Source organism: Leyella stercorea (assembly GCF_019052365.1).
GTDB lineage: Bacteria > Bacteroidota > Bacteroidia > Bacteroidales > Bacteroidaceae > Prevotella.
In genome coordinates, this window is record NZ_JAHQUY010000003.1 from 63,282 (window position 1) to 80,693 (window position 17,412).

Annotated in this window: 15 protein-coding genes; 14 read left to right on the forward strand and 1 reads right to left on the reverse strand. The window is 51.3% G+C overall.

Going from position 1 to position 17,412, the window contains the following annotated elements:
- Positions 1-37: 37 nt before the first annotated feature.
- Positions 38-163 carry a hypothetical protein gene (locus KTQ90_RS13840; protein WP_022158886.1) on the reverse strand — a complete coding sequence of 42 codons (126 nt, stop codon included), beginning with the start codon at positions 161-163 and terminating at the stop codon, positions 38-40.
- 239 nt (positions 164-402) lie between these two features.
- Between KTQ90_RS13840 and KTQ90_RS01185 the strand changes: the two genes are divergently transcribed.
- From KTQ90_RS01185 to KTQ90_RS01250, 14 genes are all read left to right on the forward strand, one after another.
- Positions 403-1,929 carry an RNA-binding domain-containing protein gene (locus tag KTQ90_RS01185; RefSeq protein ID WP_217316903.1) on the forward strand — a complete coding sequence of 509 codons (1,527 nt, stop codon included), beginning with the start codon at positions 403-405 and terminating at the stop codon, positions 1,927-1,929.
- 25 nt (positions 1,930-1,954) lie between these two features.
- Positions 1,955-2,695, forward strand: coding sequence for a nitroreductase family protein (locus tag KTQ90_RS01190; protein WP_217316904.1), 741 nt, complete (start codon positions 1,955-1,957; stop codon positions 2,693-2,695).
- Positions 2,696-2,744: 49 nt separating this feature from the next.
- Positions 2,745-4,055 (forward strand): exodeoxyribonuclease VII large subunit, encoded by a 1,311-nt coding sequence (gene xseA / locus KTQ90_RS01195; RefSeq protein ID WP_217316905.1) that lies wholly within the window; start codon positions 2,745-2,747, stop codon positions 4,053-4,055.
- A gap of 218 nt (positions 4,056-4,273) precedes the next feature.
- A complete protein-coding gene (gene xseB, locus KTQ90_RS01200; protein ID WP_022158882.1) occupies positions 4,274-4,468 on the forward strand; it encodes an exodeoxyribonuclease VII small subunit in 195 nt (64 codons plus the stop codon).
- Between the two features lie 149 nt (positions 4,469-4,617).
- A complete protein-coding gene (locus KTQ90_RS01205) occupies positions 4,618-5,640 on the forward strand; it encodes a branched-chain amino acid aminotransferase (RefSeq protein ID WP_217316906.1) in 1,023 nt (340 codons plus the stop codon).
- A gap of 238 nt (positions 5,641-5,878) precedes the next feature.
- Entirely contained in the window at positions 5,879-6,649 is a 771-nt protein-coding gene (gene trmB / locus KTQ90_RS01210; protein WP_217316907.1) for a tRNA (guanosine(46)-N7)-methyltransferase TrmB, read from the forward strand.
- Between the two features lie 179 nt (positions 6,650-6,828).
- Positions 6,829-7,932 carry an Mrp/NBP35 family ATP-binding protein gene (locus KTQ90_RS01215; RefSeq protein WP_217316908.1) on the forward strand — a complete coding sequence of 368 codons (1,104 nt, stop codon included), beginning with the start codon at positions 6,829-6,831 and terminating at the stop codon, positions 7,930-7,932.
- Between the two features lie 62 nt (positions 7,933-7,994).
- Positions 7,995-8,747 (forward strand): tRNA threonylcarbamoyladenosine dehydratase, encoded by a 753-nt coding sequence (locus KTQ90_RS01220; protein WP_217316909.1) that lies wholly within the window; start codon positions 7,995-7,997, stop codon positions 8,745-8,747.
- 49 nt (positions 8,748-8,796) lie between these two features.
- On the forward strand, positions 8,797-11,415 hold the full coding sequence (locus KTQ90_RS01225) for an SLBB domain-containing protein (RefSeq protein WP_217316910.1): 2,619 nt from the start codon (positions 8,797-8,799) through the stop codon (positions 11,413-11,415).
- Positions 11,416-11,525: 110 nt separating this feature from the next.
- Positions 11,526-12,584: a GumC domain-containing protein gene (locus KTQ90_RS01230; protein ID WP_217316911.1), complete on the forward strand. Its 1,059-nt coding sequence runs from the start codon at positions 11,526-11,528 to the stop codon at positions 12,582-12,584.
- A 147-nt stretch (positions 12,585-12,731) separates the two neighbouring features.
- Complete coding sequence (locus KTQ90_RS01235) at positions 12,732-13,880, forward strand: O-antigen ligase family protein (RefSeq protein WP_217316912.1); 1,149 nt, start codon at positions 12,732-12,734, stop codon at positions 13,878-13,880.
- 19 nt (positions 13,881-13,899) lie between these two features.
- On the forward strand, positions 13,900-15,408 hold the full coding sequence (locus KTQ90_RS01240; protein WP_217316913.1) for a lipopolysaccharide biosynthesis protein: 1,509 nt from the start codon (positions 13,900-13,902) through the stop codon (positions 15,406-15,408).
- 98 nt (positions 15,409-15,506) lie between these two features.
- Entirely contained in the window at positions 15,507-16,556 is a 1,050-nt protein-coding gene (locus KTQ90_RS01245; protein ID WP_217316914.1) for a glycosyltransferase family A protein, read from the forward strand.
- A 9-nt stretch (positions 16,557-16,565) separates the two neighbouring features.
- On the forward strand, positions 16,566-17,402 hold the full coding sequence (locus tag KTQ90_RS01250; protein WP_217316915.1) for a glycosyltransferase family 2 protein: 837 nt from the start codon (positions 16,566-16,568) through the stop codon (positions 17,400-17,402).
- Positions 17,403-17,412: the final 10 nt, after the last annotated feature.

Sequence of the window (17,412 nt, forward strand, 5' to 3'; positions counted from 1 at the left end):
TGTTTTCTTTTTTTAGAGTGTTGTTGGAGGTGTTGTGTTAGCTAACGCAATAAGGTTTATTGCGGTTGTTAGCCTGCGCCAATCTGTAGGAGTAGGCTATCTGTCGGATAAAGCTCAGCGTCTTTTCCGAAGGCTGTAGTTCTTCTTTAGTAAAATACTTCATAGGCAGAGCTATTTTATACGTTTTAGAGATGTTTTATATTTAGTAAACGCAAGCCTTCGGTGTTTATTACATATTGAGGCGAATATTTTTATGCGATTGCAATATATGCAAAAAACTTTGCATAAGTCGTTCGCAATACGGAAAAAATCCGTAACTTTGTCTTCAGCGATAATCGCTGTCGCAGTATGTAAGCAGTTAGTGTTTAGCATATATTTTTCGAACCTACATTTTATACATTTATGGCGTTACCGATAAATATAGAGAGCCTTCTTAGTGGAAGTGCTGTCGAAAGTAATCAGCTTGAATTTAAGGAGGGTTGGAACCCAGATGCTATATACAGAAGCGTTTGTGCGTTTGCAAATGATTTTGAAGACACCGGTGGTGGCTATATTATTGTGGGAGTGAAAGAGGAACACGGGTGTGCTGTGCGTCCGGTATTGGGAGTTGAGCCGGAAAAAATAGAACAGATAGAGAAAGATATGGTTGGATACAATAATCTTATCCGTCCTTATTATCAGCCTCGTCTTTTTATAGAGGAGGTTGATGGTAAGATTGTTCTAATAATAAAAGTGGCAGCAGGAGAACGCCGCCCTTATAAGGTGCCAGAACGTATCACTTCCAAGCAAAAGGACTTCAACTATTACATTCGCTATAATAGTAGCAGTATTGTGCCTAAAGACGAATACGAGCGCGAGTTGATAAATCTGGCAAATCGTACTCCGTTTGATGATCGTGGTAGTGATACAATCACTTTAAAGGATATCTCAACGGCATTGCTGAGGGATTTTCTTGTTGAGGTAGGTAGCGACTTGTCAGATCAAGACCTATCTGGCAATAACCTAAAAAATGTTCTCGACCAGATGGATCTGTTGGAGGTGACACCTGAGGGCTTCAAGGTGAAGAATGTGGCTGCCATGATGTTTTGCGACCATCCTGAGAGGTTTTTCAAGATGACACAGGTGGAGATTGTAATATTTCCCAAAGGCAGATTGCAAGACCCTGATAATATGATAGAGATTGCACCAATCAGAGGTTGTGTGCCTAAGATGATTCGGGACACACTGAACTATCTCAAGACGAACATCATACAAAAGATAATACACAAGCCAGAGGATACAGAACGTTCTGTTGTCGTATACAATTATCCTTATCAGGCTTTGGAGGAGGCAGTAGTTAATAGTCTCTATCACCGTGACTACTTGGAGCGTGAACCTGTTGAGATTACTGTAGAACCAGACAAAATCAGTATTCTCAATTTTGGTGGTCCGAATCATACCATATCGTCTGAAGCTATACGCGAAGCCCGTATGCTGCGTTCTCGCCGTTATAACAATAGACGTTTAGGAGAATTCTTGAAAGAACTTAATTTGACAGAAGGAAGAGCTACTGGAATACCCACTATTCAGCAGAAACTGCAGGAGAACGGATCGCCGCGAGCAACGATTGAAACAGATGAAGAGCGAACCTTCTTTTTGATAGATATTCCTTGCAATCAGCATTGTCTTGGCGTTCCTGTAATAAAAGATGACAAGAAAGATGACAAGAAAGATGACAAGAAAGGTGATAAGAAAGAATTTACTGATATTCAGCGAGTTCTGATTTCTTTCATATCAGAAAATGACAAGATAACAATATCTGAAATGGCAAGAAAGACGGCGTTGTCTGAAAGTACGATATCTCGCGAAATAAAGAGATTGCGAGTAGACCATAAAATACTTAATCGTGAGGGTGGACGCAAAAATGGTCATTGGGTAATAATAAAGTAACATAAACAACGATAACAACCGAAATATGAAGACAATCAATACACGCCGCAGCATCCGCAAGTATACCGATGCTCCGGTAAGCGAGAAGTTGCTGCGCCGCCTGCTCAGCGAGGCGGAACGCACGCAGACAATGGGCAACCTGCAGCTTTACAGCGTAGTAGTGACACGTTCTGAGGAACAGAAGCGCCGCCTCGCGCCGGCACACTTCAACCAGCCGATGGTGGAGGGAGCGCCCGTAGTGCTCACGTTCTGCGCCGACTACCGCCGCACTACGCTTTGGGCAAAGAACCGCAACGCCGACCCCGGCTACGACAACATGCTCTCCTTTCAGAACGCAGCCACCGACGCGTTGCTCTTCTGCCAGACCTTCTGCAACCTTGCTGAAGAGGAGGGTCTCGGATGCTGCTTCCTCGGCACTACGGTCTACATGCCGCAGATGATAATCGACGTGCTGCAGCTGCCCGAACTTGTGGTGCCCGTGGCTACCATCACGCTCGGTTGGCCAGACGAGCAGCCCGCGCTCACCGACCGTCTGCCGCTCGACGCCATCATGCACGAGGAGACCTACACCGACTATACCCCTGAGCGCATCGACCGCTTCTATGCCGAGAAGGAAGCGCTGGAGGAGAATCGCGAGTTCGTTCGCTTGAACGGCAAGCAGACCCTTGCGCAGGTGTACACCGACTGCCGCTACACACGCAAGGACAACGAGGCTATGTCTGCAGGACTGCTGGAGGTGCTCAAGAAGCAGGGCTTCTTACGTTGATAGGCTCCGACCCACAAGCCGAAACCATAACAAGTATTTATATATAACAATGAACAAAGACACGTTCGACAAGCCCCTCTCGCTCCTCGAGCTAAACTCGCTCGTTGCAGCCGTCGTAGACATCAGTCTGCCCGACGAGTACTGGGTGGAGGCAGAGCTGTCGGAGGCGCGCGAGGTGCGCGGACATTGCTACATGGAGCTGGTGGAGAAGGACGAATTCTCCAACACGCCCACGGCACGCGCCTCAGCCAAGTGCTGGGCGTCGCGATGGTCGCTGCTGCGCCCCAAGTTCGAGCGCATCACTGGTCAGCGGCTGCACGCCGGAATGAAGGTGCTGCTGCGCGTGCGTGCGCAGTTTCATGCCGCCTACGGCTTCTCGTGGATAGTGAGCGACATCAACCCCGAGTACACCATGGGCGACCTGGCACGGCGCCGACAGGAGATAGTGCGACAGCTGAAGGCAGAAGGCGTGTTCGACCTGCAGAAAGAGCTGCAGTTGCCGATGTTCGCACAGCGCATAGCCGTCATATCGAGCGAAGGAGCAGCCGGCTACGGCGACTTCTGCCGCCAGTTGCACGACAATCAGGCAGGATATATATATAAGGTGGAGCTGTTCGGCGCCGTCATGCAGGGCGAAGCCGTGGAGCAGAGCGTGATTGCCGCCCTCGGACGCATATACGAGCGCGTGGACGACTTCGACGCCGTGGTGATAATACGCGGTGGAGGTGCCACGAGCGATATGTCGGGCTTCGACACACTCGCCCTGGCAGAGAATGTAGCCAACTTCCCGCTGCCCATCATTACCGGTATCGGTCATGAGCGTGACGAGTGTGTGCTCGACATGGTGGCGTTCGCACGCATGAAGACGCCCACCGCCGCAGCCCAATATCTCATCGACAATCTGCAGCGTACGGCGCAGCTCATCGACCAGGCAGCCGACCGCATAGCCGACCGCGTGAAGCGCCGCATGGATGTGGAGCGTGTGCGTCTGGCGTCGATGGCAGAGCGCATACCGATGCTCTTCTCGCTCGTGAAGACGAAGGAGTGGGGCAGAGCCGACCGCCTCATGCAGCGCATAGCCACAGCCGTGAGTCGCCGCCTCGCTACGGCGGAAACGCGACTCGACACCCTGCAACATACCATAGAGACATCGGCGAAGCGCCGACTCGACACTGAGCATCACCGTCTTGAACTGCTTGCGCAGCGCGTTGAGGCAGAAAACCCCGAACGCCTGCTGCGCCGCGGCTACAGCATCACGACCTACAACGGCAAAGCCGTGCGCGACGCCGCACAACTACCGAAGGGTGCACTGGTGGAGACGCATGTGGAGAAAGGAAAGTTCAAGTCAAGAGTAGAGTAGTAGGAGGCAGCAATATAGGGGGTGCACTTGTCTCAAGTGTACCGATCAATTAGTCTTTTGTTTGGTTGGTGCAGTTGAGAAACTGCACCCCCTGGGAGACAACTGCACCCCCTTGAAGATAGCTTTGTAGGCTTGGTTGGTGCAGCTGAGACAGCTGCACCCCCTTGAAGATGGCACTGCACCCCTAACTGCACACACTAATAAAAACAACAACCCAAATGCCCAAAGAACAGAAATATGAAGCGGCGATGCGCCAGTTGGAAGACATAGCCGCAAAGATGGAGAACGGCGAGCTCGACATCGACTCGCTCAGTGAACAACTCAAGACCGCGCAGAAGCTGATAAAGCAATGCAAGGACAAACTCACGAAGACCGACGAGGACATACGCAAGATTCTCGGCGCAGAAAATTGACAACGCAGTCCGCAACCGTCTTTTTTGTGCTAATAATCTCTAATCTGCGGCAAATAGTTGCAGGTTTGTTTTATTATTATTACTTTTGCCTGCGGTTAGGGGAGCATATCCCCGCTATGAAAAAGAAACGTATTAAAACCTAAAGTTTTATGAAAGATATAGCATGGTCTGAGTTGTCGTTCGGCTATATGCCTACCGACTATAACGTGCGCTGTTGCTACCGCAATGGCAAGTGGGGCGAGATAGAAGTCTGCTCCGACGAGTACATTAAGCTTCACATGGCAGCCACCTGTCTGCATTACGGACAGGAAGCCTTTGAGGGACTGAAGGCATATCGTTGCCCCGACGGCAAGGTGCGCGTGTTCCGTATGGACGAGAACGCAGCACGTCTGCAGTCTACATGCCGCGGCATCATGATGCCAGAGCTGCCTACAGAATTATTCGAGGAGATGGTGAAGAAGGTAGTGCGCCTCAATCAGGAGTACATCCCGACATACGAGAGCGGCGCAACACTCTACATCCGTCCGCTCCTCATCGGTACATCGGCACAGGTTGGCGTTCGTCCGGCAGAAGAGTACATGTTCATCATCTTCGTCACACCGGTAGGACCTTACTTCAAGGGTGGTTTCTCTACAAACCCGTACGTCATCATACGCGACTACGACCGTTCGGCTCCGCTCGGAACCGGTATCTACAAGGTGGGCGGCAACTATGCTGCATCGCTCAGAGCCAACCATCTCGCTCATGAGAAGGGCTACGCTTGCGAGTTCTATCTCGACGCAAAGGAGAAGAAGTACATGGACGAGTGCGGTGCTGCCAACTTCTTCGGTATCAAGAACAACACATACGTAACACCGAAGTCGACCTCAATCCTTCCGTCTATCACGAACAAGAGTCTTATGCAGCTCGCTGAGGACTTCGGTCTGAAAGTGGAGCGTCGCCAGATTCCTGAGGAAGAGCTCGCTACATTCGAGGAGGCAGGCGCTTGCGGCACAGCAGCCGTAATCAGCCCGATCTCTTACATCGACGATCTCGACACAGGTCAGCGCTTCACGTTCAGCGAGGACGGCAAGCCGGGTCCCGTTTCAACCAAGCTCTACAACCACCTGCGTGGCATCCAGTATGGCACAGAGGAGGACAAGCACGGTTGGACAACTGTAGTAATCGAATAACAGCTAGTCTGCCTCATATATGTGGGGCAAGATGTTTAAAGTTAACAATCAAAAGAGGTGCAGCGGTTTATGCCGTTGCACCTTATTTGTATACATATATGTGTGCAATACCTATTTTTAACCCTGCGAATTTGCCTAATCGTCCTTTATTTCGTAACTTTGCACTTTTGAAGTGTTGATAACTTATATTGACGAATTTTTAAAAATACTTCTTTCCGAAGTGAATTAAAAGACTATAATGGGCAAAGGAAAACTGGCGAAGTTCGCCGATATGGAGCGATACGAGAACGTGTTTCAGTATCCGTTCTCGGTAGCCGATAATGTGCCGTTCGACATGAAGGGACATTGGCGCGAGATGTATTTCAAGAACGACAACCCGATTGTGCTCGAACTGGGCTGCGGCAAAGGCGAGTACACAGTGGGGCTGGCGAAGATGTTCCCCGACGTCAACTTCATTGGCGTAGACATTAAGGGCGCACGCATGTGGACCGGCGCTACGCAGGCGCTCGGCGAAGGACTTAAGAACGTGGCGTTTCTGCGCACGAACATAGAGATTATAGACCGCTTCTTCGCTGAAGGAGAGGTGCAGGAGATATGGCTCACGTTCAGCGATCCGCAGATGAAGAACCCGCGCAAGCGTCTCACCTCTACCTACTTCATGGAGCGCTACCGCCGCTTCCTGCAGGACGGCGGCACGATTCATCTGAAGACCGACTCCAACTTCCTCTTCACATACACCACATACATGCAGCAGCGCAATAACCTGCCGCTGCTTTTCCGCACGGAAGACCTCTATCATACCGAAGGACTCGACGCACAGACCAACGAGATTCTCGGCATACAGACCTACTACGAGAGCATGTGGATAGAACGCGGACTGAACATCAAGTACATGAAGTTCGCATTGCCGCACGAAGGCGAGCTCTTTGAGCCGGAGGTGGAGATTCCGCTCGACGAGTATCGCTCGTATCACCGCGACAAGCGTAGCTCTAAAACAACTGCGTTGTAAGTTTTGAATTTTGAGTTTTGAATTTTGAATTGTCGGCTACGCCGATTAAGAGTTTTTCAATTTTGAATTATTCTGTTTAAAATTCAAAACTCAAAACTCACAATTCAAAACTCAAAACTCAAAATTGCGACGCATGTCGCAACAATTCAAAACTCAAAACTCACAATTCAAAACTCAAAATGACCCTATATCCGAAACTCATTACTGACGCACTCGCAACAGTAATATACGCAGGTACAAAGAAAAACCTCATAGAAAGCAATATGCTTGCCGACGATGTGCGCATCAACGGCATGAAAGTGAAGTTCACACTCGTCTTCCCACGCGATACCGACCCGTTCATGAAGTCGACTATCAAGGCGGCTGAGGCTGCCATCCACTATCACGTGTCGAAAGACGTGGAGGTGACAATCGAGACCGAATTCCTCTCGAAGCCGCGCCCGGAAGTGGGCAAGCTGCTGCCGCAGGTGAAGAACGTCATCGCTGTCAGCTCTGGCAAGGGCGGCGTTGGCAAGAGCACCGTCGCAGCCAACCTCGCCATCGCTTTGGCACGTCTTGGCTACAAGGTAGGTCTGCTCGACTGCGATATCTTCGGTCCGTCGGTTCCGAAGATGTTCCAAGTAGAAGACGCACGTCCATACGCTGTGAAGAAAGACGGTCGCGACCTCATCGAGCCAATCGAGAAGTATGGCATCAAGCTGCTCTCTATCGGCTTTTTCGTAAACCCCGACACCGCAACTCTGTGGCGCGGCGGCATGGCGTCGAACGCTCTTAAGCAGCTCATCGCCGACGCCGACTGGGGCGAGCTCGACTACTTCGTGCTCGACACACCTCCCGGAACAAGCGACATACACCTCACACTGCTCCAGACTCTCGCAATCACAGGCGCCGTCATCGTGAGCACACCGCAGAAGGTGGCGCTCGCTGACGCTCTCAAGGGCATCGACATGTACGAGAACGACAAGGTGAACGTGCCTATCCTCGGACTCGTGGAGAACATGGCGTGGTTCACACCAGCCGAACTGCCCGAGAACAAGTATTACATCTTCGGCAAGGAAGGCTGCAAGCAGCTTGCGCAGGAGAAAGGCTTGCCTCTGCTCGCGCAGATACCGCTCGTGCAGGGCATCTGCGAGAATGGCGACGCTGGTACACCTGCCGCTCTTGACAGCAACAGCATAACAGGTCTGGCGTTCATCAACCTCGCACAGGCCGTTGTCACCGTCGTGAACCGTCGTAACAAGGAGCAGCAGCCCACAAAGATTGTAGAGGTTACGAAGAACTGATTTGTCTGAACGTACAAAAAAGCCTGTCGGTTTGAACGTACAAGGAATCTATTTGTATTACAATGACTAAAGAGAAAGAAATATTCAAGCGCGCCGAACTGCTCATGGGCGAAGACGTGATGGAGGCGTTGGCGTCGAAGCGTGTCATCGTCTTCGGTGTGGGCGGCGTAGGCAGCTGGTGTGTCGAGTGTCTTGTGCGCTCGGGCATACGCCATATCACGATAGTCGACTGCGACTGCGTGTGCGCCTCGAACGTAAACCGCCAGCTGATGGCTACGTCTGCCACAATAGGACGCGTGAAGGTGGAGGCGCTGCGCGAACGTCTGCTCGAGATAAACCCCGACTGTGAGGTCACGGCTCTGCAGAAGATGTACACCGACGAGACTGCAGCCGAGTTCCATCTCGAAGAGTACGACTATATCATCGATGCTATCGACTCGCTGAAGGACAAGGTGTCGCTCATAATGCGTGCCTGCGAGACCAATGCCGTGTTCTTCTCGTCAATGGGCGCTGCGTTGAAGATGGATTCTACGCAAATACGCGTGACTGAGTTCTGGAAGGTGCGCGGCTGTCCGCTCGGATCGGCGCTGCGCAAGCGCATGAAGCGCGCAGGTTTGAAACCGGCGCACAAGTTCCAGTGCGTATACAGCGAGGAACTGCTTGACAATCGTGGTAGCGACACAGGTAACGACCCCTGCCTGATACAGAAGGCGCAGACAAATGGTTCGATGGCGCACATCACGGCAATATTCGGCTTCACGATAGCCGGACTTGTGCTTAAAGATGTGTATCAGAAGACACTTGGCAAGCTGTAATACAATAAAACAACGAAAAAAGAGTTATTTAAAGAAAACAATATTGACAATGAAGAAATACGTTATTTATCTGTTTCTGTTCATGTTCCTGCCGTTGGCTGCCATGGCACAGTCGTCGATGACCGACCAGCAGGTGATGCAGTACATCGTGAAGGAACACAACTCAGGTAAGTCGCAGTCGGAGATTGTGACCAAGCTTATGCAGCGTGGTGTGGACATCTCGCAGATTCGCCGCGTGCGCAACAAGTACGAACGCCAGATGAAGCAGGGCGGATTGGGTAATGTGTCGGACAACACGACGGGCAAGGACGAGTCGCGTCTGCGTACCAACAACGGCAATCCGCGCGAACTGACAAAGCGTGACGACTATGGCAAGGAGGCTACGCAGAAGGCTTCGCAGTATTCGAGCATGCGCCTGAAGGCAGAACGCGACCGCAAGTACAAGAACACCTACGACGAGACCGATGAGGAGTTTATGGACTATCAGCGCGAGATGTTCGAGCTTGTGCCCGATACAGCGCAGATGCTTGAGCAGCTGCTTGCTGAGCGCGACGCTCTGAAGAAGAAAGTGTTCGGACGCGACATCTTCAACAACCAGGAACTCTCGTTCGAGCCGAACATGAACATCGCTACACCGCAGAGCTACGTTCTCGGTCCGGGCGATGCTGTCTTCGTTGATATCTACGGCGCTTCGCAGAAGTCGGAGCAGTGCACCGTGTCGCCTGAGGGCGAGATAACCATCGAAGGTTTCGGACCCGTACATGTTGGCGGACTTACAGTTGATCAGGCTAACAGACGCCTTCGCTCTACGCTTGGCGCACGCTATAGCAGTTCGAAGGTAAAGCTGTCGGTAGGTCAGACACGCACTATCATTGTTAACGTGATGGGCGAGGTGAAGACACCTGGTACCTACACACTCTCGGCTTTCGCTACTGTCTTCCACGCCCTCTATATGGCTGGCGGCACAAACGACATCGGTACGCTCCGTAATATCAAGGTATATCGCAACAACCGTCTTATAACAACCGTCGACATCTACGACTATATCCTCAACGGAAAGCTCACGGGCAATGTGCGTCTCGCCGACAACGACGTGGTTGTTGTAGGTCCGTACGACTGTCTTGTGAACGTGACGGGTAAGGTGAAGCGTCCTATGTTCTACGAGATGAAACCCAACGAGTCGATCGCTTCGTTGCTGAAATACACGGGCGGTTTCACTGGCGACGCTTACAAGAAGGCCGTGCGTGTGAACCGTAAGAACGGAAAGGAATACTCGGCATATAACGTGGAGGAGTTCGACTTTGCGAGCTTCCATGTAGCCGACGGCGACTCTGTGTCTGTTGACTCAATCATGGCACGCTACGCCAACACCGTTGAGGTGAAGGGAGCTGTGTTCCGTCCGGGTATGTATAACCTCGGCGAGCAGGTGAACAGCGTACGTTCGCTCATCGAGCACGCCGACGGTGTTACAGAAGATGCTATCACTTCGCGTGCCGTGATGCACCGCATGAAGGCAGACCGCACTCTTGAGGTGGTCAGCGTAGACATCGAGGGCATTATGAGCGGTCGTGTAGCCGACATCCCATTGAAGGAGAACGACGTGCTCTTTGTGGCTACCAAGACAGAGAAGATGTCCGACCGAACGCTCACGATACGTGGCGAGGTGCAGTATCCCGGTGTATATAAGTACGCCGACAACGAGACTGTTGAGGACTTCATCATACAGGCTGGCGGTCTCACCGACAAGGCGTCGCTCATGAACGTGAGCATTAGCCGACGTGTGAGCGACCCGAAGGCGTTGCGTCCAGACAGCGTCATCGCAAAGACATTCAACGTGGCGCTGAAAGACAACTTTGCTGTTGACGGCGACCGCACGCTGACGCTCATGCCCTTCGACGAAGTGTACGTAATGCGCTCGCCGGGCTACACCGAGCAGCAGAACGTGTCGGTAGAAGGCGAGGTGCTCTTCGCCGGAACCTACGCTCTGGAGCGCAACAACACACGCTTGAGCGACCTCTTCAAGAAGTCGGGCGGCTCGAACGGACTCGCTTATATCAAGGGTGCGCGACTCATGCGCAAGGCTAACGAAACAGAAAAGGCACGTATGGAGGCCGTACTGAAGATGCAGCAGGAGGAACAGAAGAAGAACCTTTTGCAGCTCTCGGCAAGTGCAAACAACGCCGCAGCTCTGCAGTCTACAGCCCAGGACGCTACAAAGGCCAACATCGAGAAGTTCCAGGTGCCCGACGAGTATCCCGTAGGTATCGACCTTGCTGAGGCTATGAAGAATCCGGGCTCTGACGCCGACCTCGTATTGCGCGACGGCGACCGCCTTATTGTGCCGCAGTATAACGGAACGGTGAAGGTGAACGGAGCTGTGATGTACGCCAATACCGTGGCTTACGAGCGCGGAAAGCGTGCTGGCTACTACATCGACCAGGCAGGCGGCTACGCTTCAGACGCCGTTAAGGGCCGTGCATACATTATATATATGAACGGCAAGGTGTCGAAGCTGAGTCACGGAGCGAAGGTGCAGCCGGGCTGCGAGATTGTGGTGCCTGCTAAGCTGAAGCGCAAGATGTCAGCTGCCGAGATGATGAGTATGGGATCGAGCATGTCGTCAATCGCTGCGATGATCGCTACAATCAGTAACATCATTACGAAGTAAGGTCTGAGAAAGATATCAGTTCTGAGAATCCCATCGCGGATTCTCAGAACGTAAATAAACAGATTGTACAGAGAATTATACAAACAGATTGTATAGAATAACATATAACAATGAGCGAACAAAAGAAAGACGTGATTGACCTCGTAGAGGTGTTCAAGTTGCTTAAGTCGAAGAAGAAGGTTTTCTTCATCGTTCTGCCGATAGTGTTTGTGCTGTCGTGCCTATATATCTTTCCACAACCACGCTACTACCGTTGTAACGTGACGCTGGCGCCGGAGGCAACGAGCGAGAATATAGCCGGCGGACTCTCGTCGCTTGCTTCCCAGTTCGGCGTAAACCTCGGCGGTTCTTCGCAGGACGCCATCTATCCATTGCTCTATCCTGAGTTGGTCGAGTCGAACGAGTTTATTATCGGTCTGCTTGGCATCAAGGTGACAACGATGGACAAGAGCCTGAGCACCGACTACTACACATATATGCGCAAGCATCAGGAGAAGAACCCGATAACGGCTCCGTTCAAGTATGTGATGCGCAAGGTTACTTCTTGCTTCAAGAAGAAGGAAAACACGAAAGGCTTGCGCAGCGGTGCGCAGATGGATCCGTTCCGTATGTCGGAGAGAGACTCAAAATTGCTTGATGAAATAAAAAGTAATATCAGTTGCGATGTAGACAAGAAAACGGAGGTGATAACCATAAAGGTAGAAGCACAGGACCCGCTTGTCTGCGCTACGATGGCAGACTCGGTGCGTGTGCATCTTCAGGACTTCATCACACGCTACCGCACCAACAAGGCGCGCGTAGACGTTGAGCACTACGAGAAGCTCGCCGTAAAGTCGAAGAAGGAGTACGAATACTGCGCACAGATATACAGCGCCTACTGCGATGCCAACCAGGACGTTATGCTGCAGTCGTTCCTCTCGAAGCGCGACGAACTGGAGAACGAGATGCAGCTGAAGTTCAACACCTACAGCGCCATGCGCACACAGCTTGAAGCCATGCGCGCCAAGCTCCAGGAGAAGACTCCGGCGTTCACGACGTTGCAGTGTGCAACCGTGCCGGTGAAGCCAGCCGGTCCGAAGCGCATCATCTTCATACTTGGTATGTGCTTCCTTGCCACATTCGTCACAGCCTTGTGGCTTGCGCGCAAGCAGCTCTTTACAAAAGCATAAACATAAGGGGAGGCGCATCGTCGCCTTCCCATTTATTTATTAAAAGGAGAACCATAAATGTCGCTGTTCCGTTTAAAGCGAATACCACTATATTTCGACAAAGTGTCCACTCGCGTCAGTCTGCATGACATGACGCTATTGCCGTTTATGATGATATTCTTCGTTGTGTTGAATGTCACCATTTCGCTGTCAGAACTCAAGATGCCGGCGCTTTCGTATGGTGTTTTAGCAATTAACCTTGTCAGTTTTCTGTTTATGCTGGCGTTAGTTGCGCGTGAAAAGGAAATGTCGCAATACGGCTTTCTCAATTTCCTGTATCTTTTTATTCTTATCGGACTAACCGTAGTAAATGTCAACGACATCCGCAATGCCATTTACAACAGTGTCTTCATCTGGCTCATGTTGCTCATCATGCGTTATTACCGTCATCGCATGGATATGGTGATAAAGTGCTTCACCGTAGCTTTCACGGTCTGTGTGTGGATTAACTTTGTCCACCTCGTGACGCATCCGCTTCTTTGGCTTGTTGACGACTATAAGGACGCGACGGGCTATCTGTTCGGCAATAACTACAATCAGATGGGATGCCGAATGATGGTGGCGTTGGCAAGTAATGTCCTTTGTCTGCGTTATTCACGCATCTGGCTCATCAACTTTATTGCCCTTGCCATTGTCATTATAGCTTCGTTGGCGATGGTAGGTTCGATGACATCCCTATCGATGATTCTCGTTTTTCTTGTTTGCTGTCTGCTGCCGACGTCCAAGTTGCGGATGACTGCCATATGTGGACTGTTCGTCGTCTTTCTGCTCTTCCAGATATTTGTGGTGTTCAACGGACGCGGACTTGAGAACAACGGGCTTGCGGTATACATCGTGGAGGATGTGCTGAAGAAGGACCTTACCTTCACTTACCGTACACACATGTGGGAAAGCGCCCTGAAGATAATAGAAGAGTCGCCCATCTGGGGTTGGGGATTCGCCGATGCCGACTGGTTCAAGGCCAATATGTCGGCCTTCGCCATCGGTCCTCACAACTATATTCTCTCCATCCTCATACATGGCGGAGTGATATTGCTGAGCATATATATAATGATATGCAGCAAGGTGGTGAAGACCATTATGCCGTATCTGAAGATAAAGAACATGCAGCTGCTGCTTCTGGCTGTGGCATGTCTTTGGGTTATGTCTCTCTTTGAGATGTATCCGTACACCATTATGTTTTACGCCCTCGCCTTACTCTATTATTCGCATTACGTCTATGCAGATGCGGACAAGAGCAATCTGACGACAGTATGAAAATAAAAACCACTTGAAGATGCAGGAAAATACAAACAAATCGATAGCGGTAAACTCGCTCATACTTTACATCCGACTTGCCATTATATCCATCAGCGGACTGCTCTACACGCGTTTCAGTCTGCAGGCATTGGGTATAAGCGACTACGGACTGTATTCGGTCATTGCCTGCATCATCACCTTCATAAGTATCATCAACACCATCATGGTGACCACCTCCAATCGTTTCATCGCCATTGCCATCGGCAAGAACGATCAGGAGGAGGTGTGCCGTCAGTTCAACGTGAACCTTGTTATACATGTGCTCATAGCCTTGCTGACCGTGGCGATAGCTTTGCCCGCCGGACATTGGTATATCATGCACCATGTCTGCTATGACGGCGACATGCAGACCGTGCTGCGCGTGTTCGATGTATCCATCGTGGCTGCGGCGATGTCGTTCATCGGCGTGCCCTATAACGGACTGCTCATAGCCCGCGAGCGCTTCCTCGTGTTCTGCTCAACGGATGTGGCTATGAGTCTTTTCAAGCTTTTCTTCACTTATCTGCTCATCGATCATTTCGAGCATAAGCTGATCATCTATACCTACGTGATGGCATTCATGACCGCCTTCCCCACGGTGGTGTTCTTCGCCTATTGCCGCAGGCAGTTTGCAGCCATCACCCGCTTTGTCTTTGTGCGTGAGTGGCGCAAATACTATGATGTGCTTAATTTCTCTATAGGTATAGGCATCGGAGCCATAGCCACAATCGGCAAGGCTCAGGGTGGTGCGCTCATCATCAACATGTTCTTCAGCACCACGATGAACGCCGGACTTGCCGTAGCCAATTCCGTCGGAACCATACTTCAGACATTCGCCAACAACGCGCAGAAACCCATCTCGCCGCAGATTGTGAAGAACTATGCTGCAGGCAATCTTGACCGCTGCACGTCGCTGGTCTGTCTGGCTTCCAAAGCCACTTACCTCTCAATGTTCTTCGTCTCCATTCCCTTCATCCTTGCGCCGGAAGTGATCTTCGGCTTGTGGTTGAAGGAGGTGCCGCCGTATGCCATAACGTTCACCCATCTGCTCATTGTCGACATCCTGATATTCTCCATTAATGCCGGTGTCAACGACTTCGTGTTTGCTACGGGAAAGATAAAGCTATATCAGATCATTGTCAATACATTGCTCGTCAGTTCCATTGTCGTAGGCTATCTGGCGATGCGCCGAGGCATGCCGCCTGAATATCTGTTCTATGTCTACATAGCCTTCTCGTTCCTTGTATTCTTGGTGCGTCCGTTCATCATTGTCCGCATCACGAAGTTCGATGTATGGGCTCTTGTGCGCGGTTCGTACGTTCCGGTGCTTCTGATAACGCTTCTTTTCGTTCCGACGCTCTGTCTGAAACAGGTGATAGGGCCTATATCGAGCGTTGCGGTGGCTTATGCTTACTTCGTCCTGCTGCTTTACGTCATCGGACTGCGCAAGAACGAACGCAACTACGTTAACTCCCTTATACGAAACAAATTGCTTCGTAAACACTGATGTAAGACCAATAAAATAGTATTATTATAACGTCCGATACAATATTGTTCTGTATCGGGCGTTTATATTATATAATTCGCAATACTTAAAAGTCTATAATGGAACCGCTCAGAACATCTCTCTCCATAATAATGCCCGTGTTCAATCATCGTGACGAAGTACGTACGATGATCGACAGCATACTCGCCAACGACTTTAACGCGTGGGAACTTCTCGCCGTAGACGATGGTTCGGGCGAAGACACGCTGCAGCTGCTCGAAAGCTACGCTGCAGCCGACAGCCGCATACGCGTAGTAAGGCGCAGCCGACAGCCGAAGGGTGCTCAGACCTGCCGCAATATCGGCTTGGAGATGGCGTGCGGAGAGTTCGTCATCGTCTTCGATTCCGACGACTATATAGCGCCCTACTGCCTGCGACAGCGTGTGGAGATGCTGCAGAAGCGTACCGACCTCGACTTTCTCGTGTTCCCTTCGGGCGTGTATGTAGACGAACGTTTCCTCACCGAGCCACACCCTTACGCCTTCGGATTCCGCGTGGCGGAGGACGATGTGGCGCTGTTCGCCAGTCGCCGACTGCCGTTCATCGTATGGAACAACATCTACCGCACCGAGTCGCTGCGCCGCCACAACCTCACGTGGGATGTCAACCTGCTGTCTTTGCAGGACGCCGACTTTAACATATCAGCCATAGCCGCCGGACTGCGCTACGACTATGCAGAGGCTCCGCAAGACTACGGCTACCGCATCATCACTACGTCTTCTATTTCAAAGAAGATAAACACACAGGCGCACGTAGACAGCCATGTGCGTGCCAACAGCCGCATGTACGACACGGTGCGTCGCATCGGAGGAAAGCGCTACGACCGTTCGCTCTACGACGGTATGTTGCGCATCTACAACTCGGGCATGACTGGTAAGGGCATCAACCGCTCGCTCGCCGACGCGCTCGCCGACAGCGTGCGCAGCCGCAACCGCTCGCACAGCCGTCTGCTGAAGTTGCAGATATGTCTAACGCTACTGCTCCAGAAAATATTGCCGGCACGCCTCGCCCGCCAGTTGCCCGTAGCGGCATACCTGCTGCGAGAAGCACGTTGGCGCAAGAAGAAAACAGCCATAATAAGCACACTCATCGAGGCGCAGAAACATTAACGAAACAATATGGAAATAGCAATACTACTCTCTACATACAACGGTATGAACTATCTGGAGGAGCAGGTCGGCTCTATCATCGCGCAGACCTACACCGACTGGAAACTATACATACGCGACGACGCTTCTACCGACGCGACGGCAGCTCTCATCAAGCGGCTCGCCGACACCGACCCACGCATCATTGCCATGCCCTCCAGCGGCAACCTTGGAGCGAAGAAATCGTTCATGTGGATGCTGCGCAACGTGGAAGCCGACTATTATATGTTTTGCGACCACGACGACGTGTGGCTCCCGCACAAGGTGGAGCTGACGCTGAAGCGCATGCACGAAGCCGAGGCTGAGCATAGCGGCAGTCCGGTCATCTCCTGCACCAACCTCAAGCTGGTGGATGCCAAGCTTAATGTCTTCGCCGAGTCTTATTGGAAGTTCCGCCACTATCCCATGTCGGTCTTCAACGACAAGTACTATCATCTGTTCTACAACAATATGCCGGGCTGCACGATGATGCTCAACCGTGAGGCAAAGGCGGTCTGCTTCCCTTATTCAGATAAGATAGTGATGCACGATGCATGGTTTGCCACCGCCGTTCTGTGGAACAAGGGCTTCGTCGTAGCCGAGCCCGAGCCGCTTATGCTCTACCGCCAGCACGAGCACAATGTAGTGGGAGCCAAGAAAACCCGCAGCCTGATGAAGCAGTTGAGCATGATAAGCGAACTGATGGCGAAGACCCGCGAGCAGCATCTCTCTACAGTCTCACTGACGCACATGTCATTCACACGCTTTGTGATAATGAAGACATATTATCTTTTGCGTGAGCATCTATCAAATTTCTTCGAAAAGTAAACCTGTTAAC

Bases quoted from the DNA above. Each gene is read 5' to 3' on its own strand.
- KTQ90_RS13840 (WP_022158886.1), bottom strand. From the start codon at position 163: ATGAAGTATTTTACTAAAGAAGAACTACAGCCTTCGGAAAAGACGCTG.
- KTQ90_RS01185 (WP_217316903.1), top strand. From the start codon at position 403: ATGGCGTTACCGATAAATATAGAGAGCCTTCTTAGTGGAAGTGCTGTC.
- KTQ90_RS01190 (WP_217316904.1), top strand. From the start codon at position 1,955: ATGAAGACAATCAATACACGCCGCAGCATCCGCAAGTATACCGATGCT.
- xseA (WP_217316905.1), top strand. From the start codon at position 2,745: ATGAACAAAGACACGTTCGACAAGCCCCTCTCGCTCCTCGAGCTAAAC.
- xseB (WP_022158882.1), top strand. From the start codon at position 4,274: ATGCCCAAAGAACAGAAATATGAAGCGGCGATGCGCCAGTTGGAAGAC.
- KTQ90_RS01205 (WP_217316906.1), top strand. From the start codon at position 4,618: ATGAAAGATATAGCATGGTCTGAGTTGTCGTTCGGCTATATGCCTACC.
- trmB (WP_217316907.1), top strand. From the start codon at position 5,879: ATGGGCAAAGGAAAACTGGCGAAGTTCGCCGATATGGAGCGATACGAG.
- KTQ90_RS01215 (WP_217316908.1), top strand. From the start codon at position 6,829: ATGACCCTATATCCGAAACTCATTACTGACGCACTCGCAACAGTAATA.
- KTQ90_RS01220 (WP_217316909.1), top strand. From the start codon at position 7,995: ATGACTAAAGAGAAAGAAATATTCAAGCGCGCCGAACTGCTCATGGGC.
- KTQ90_RS01225 (WP_217316910.1), top strand. From the start codon at position 8,797: ATGAAGAAATACGTTATTTATCTGTTTCTGTTCATGTTCCTGCCGTTG.
- KTQ90_RS01230 (WP_217316911.1), top strand. From the start codon at position 11,526: ATGAGCGAACAAAAGAAAGACGTGATTGACCTCGTAGAGGTGTTCAAG.
- KTQ90_RS01235 (WP_217316912.1), top strand. From the start codon at position 12,732: ATGATGATATTCTTCGTTGTGTTGAATGTCACCATTTCGCTGTCAGAA.
- KTQ90_RS01240 (WP_217316913.1), top strand. From the start codon at position 13,900: ATGCAGGAAAATACAAACAAATCGATAGCGGTAAACTCGCTCATACTT.
- KTQ90_RS01245 (WP_217316914.1), top strand. From the start codon at position 15,507: ATGGAACCGCTCAGAACATCTCTCTCCATAATAATGCCCGTGTTCAAT.
- KTQ90_RS01250 (WP_217316915.1), top strand. From the start codon at position 16,566: ATGGAAATAGCAATACTACTCTCTACATACAACGGTATGAACTATCTG.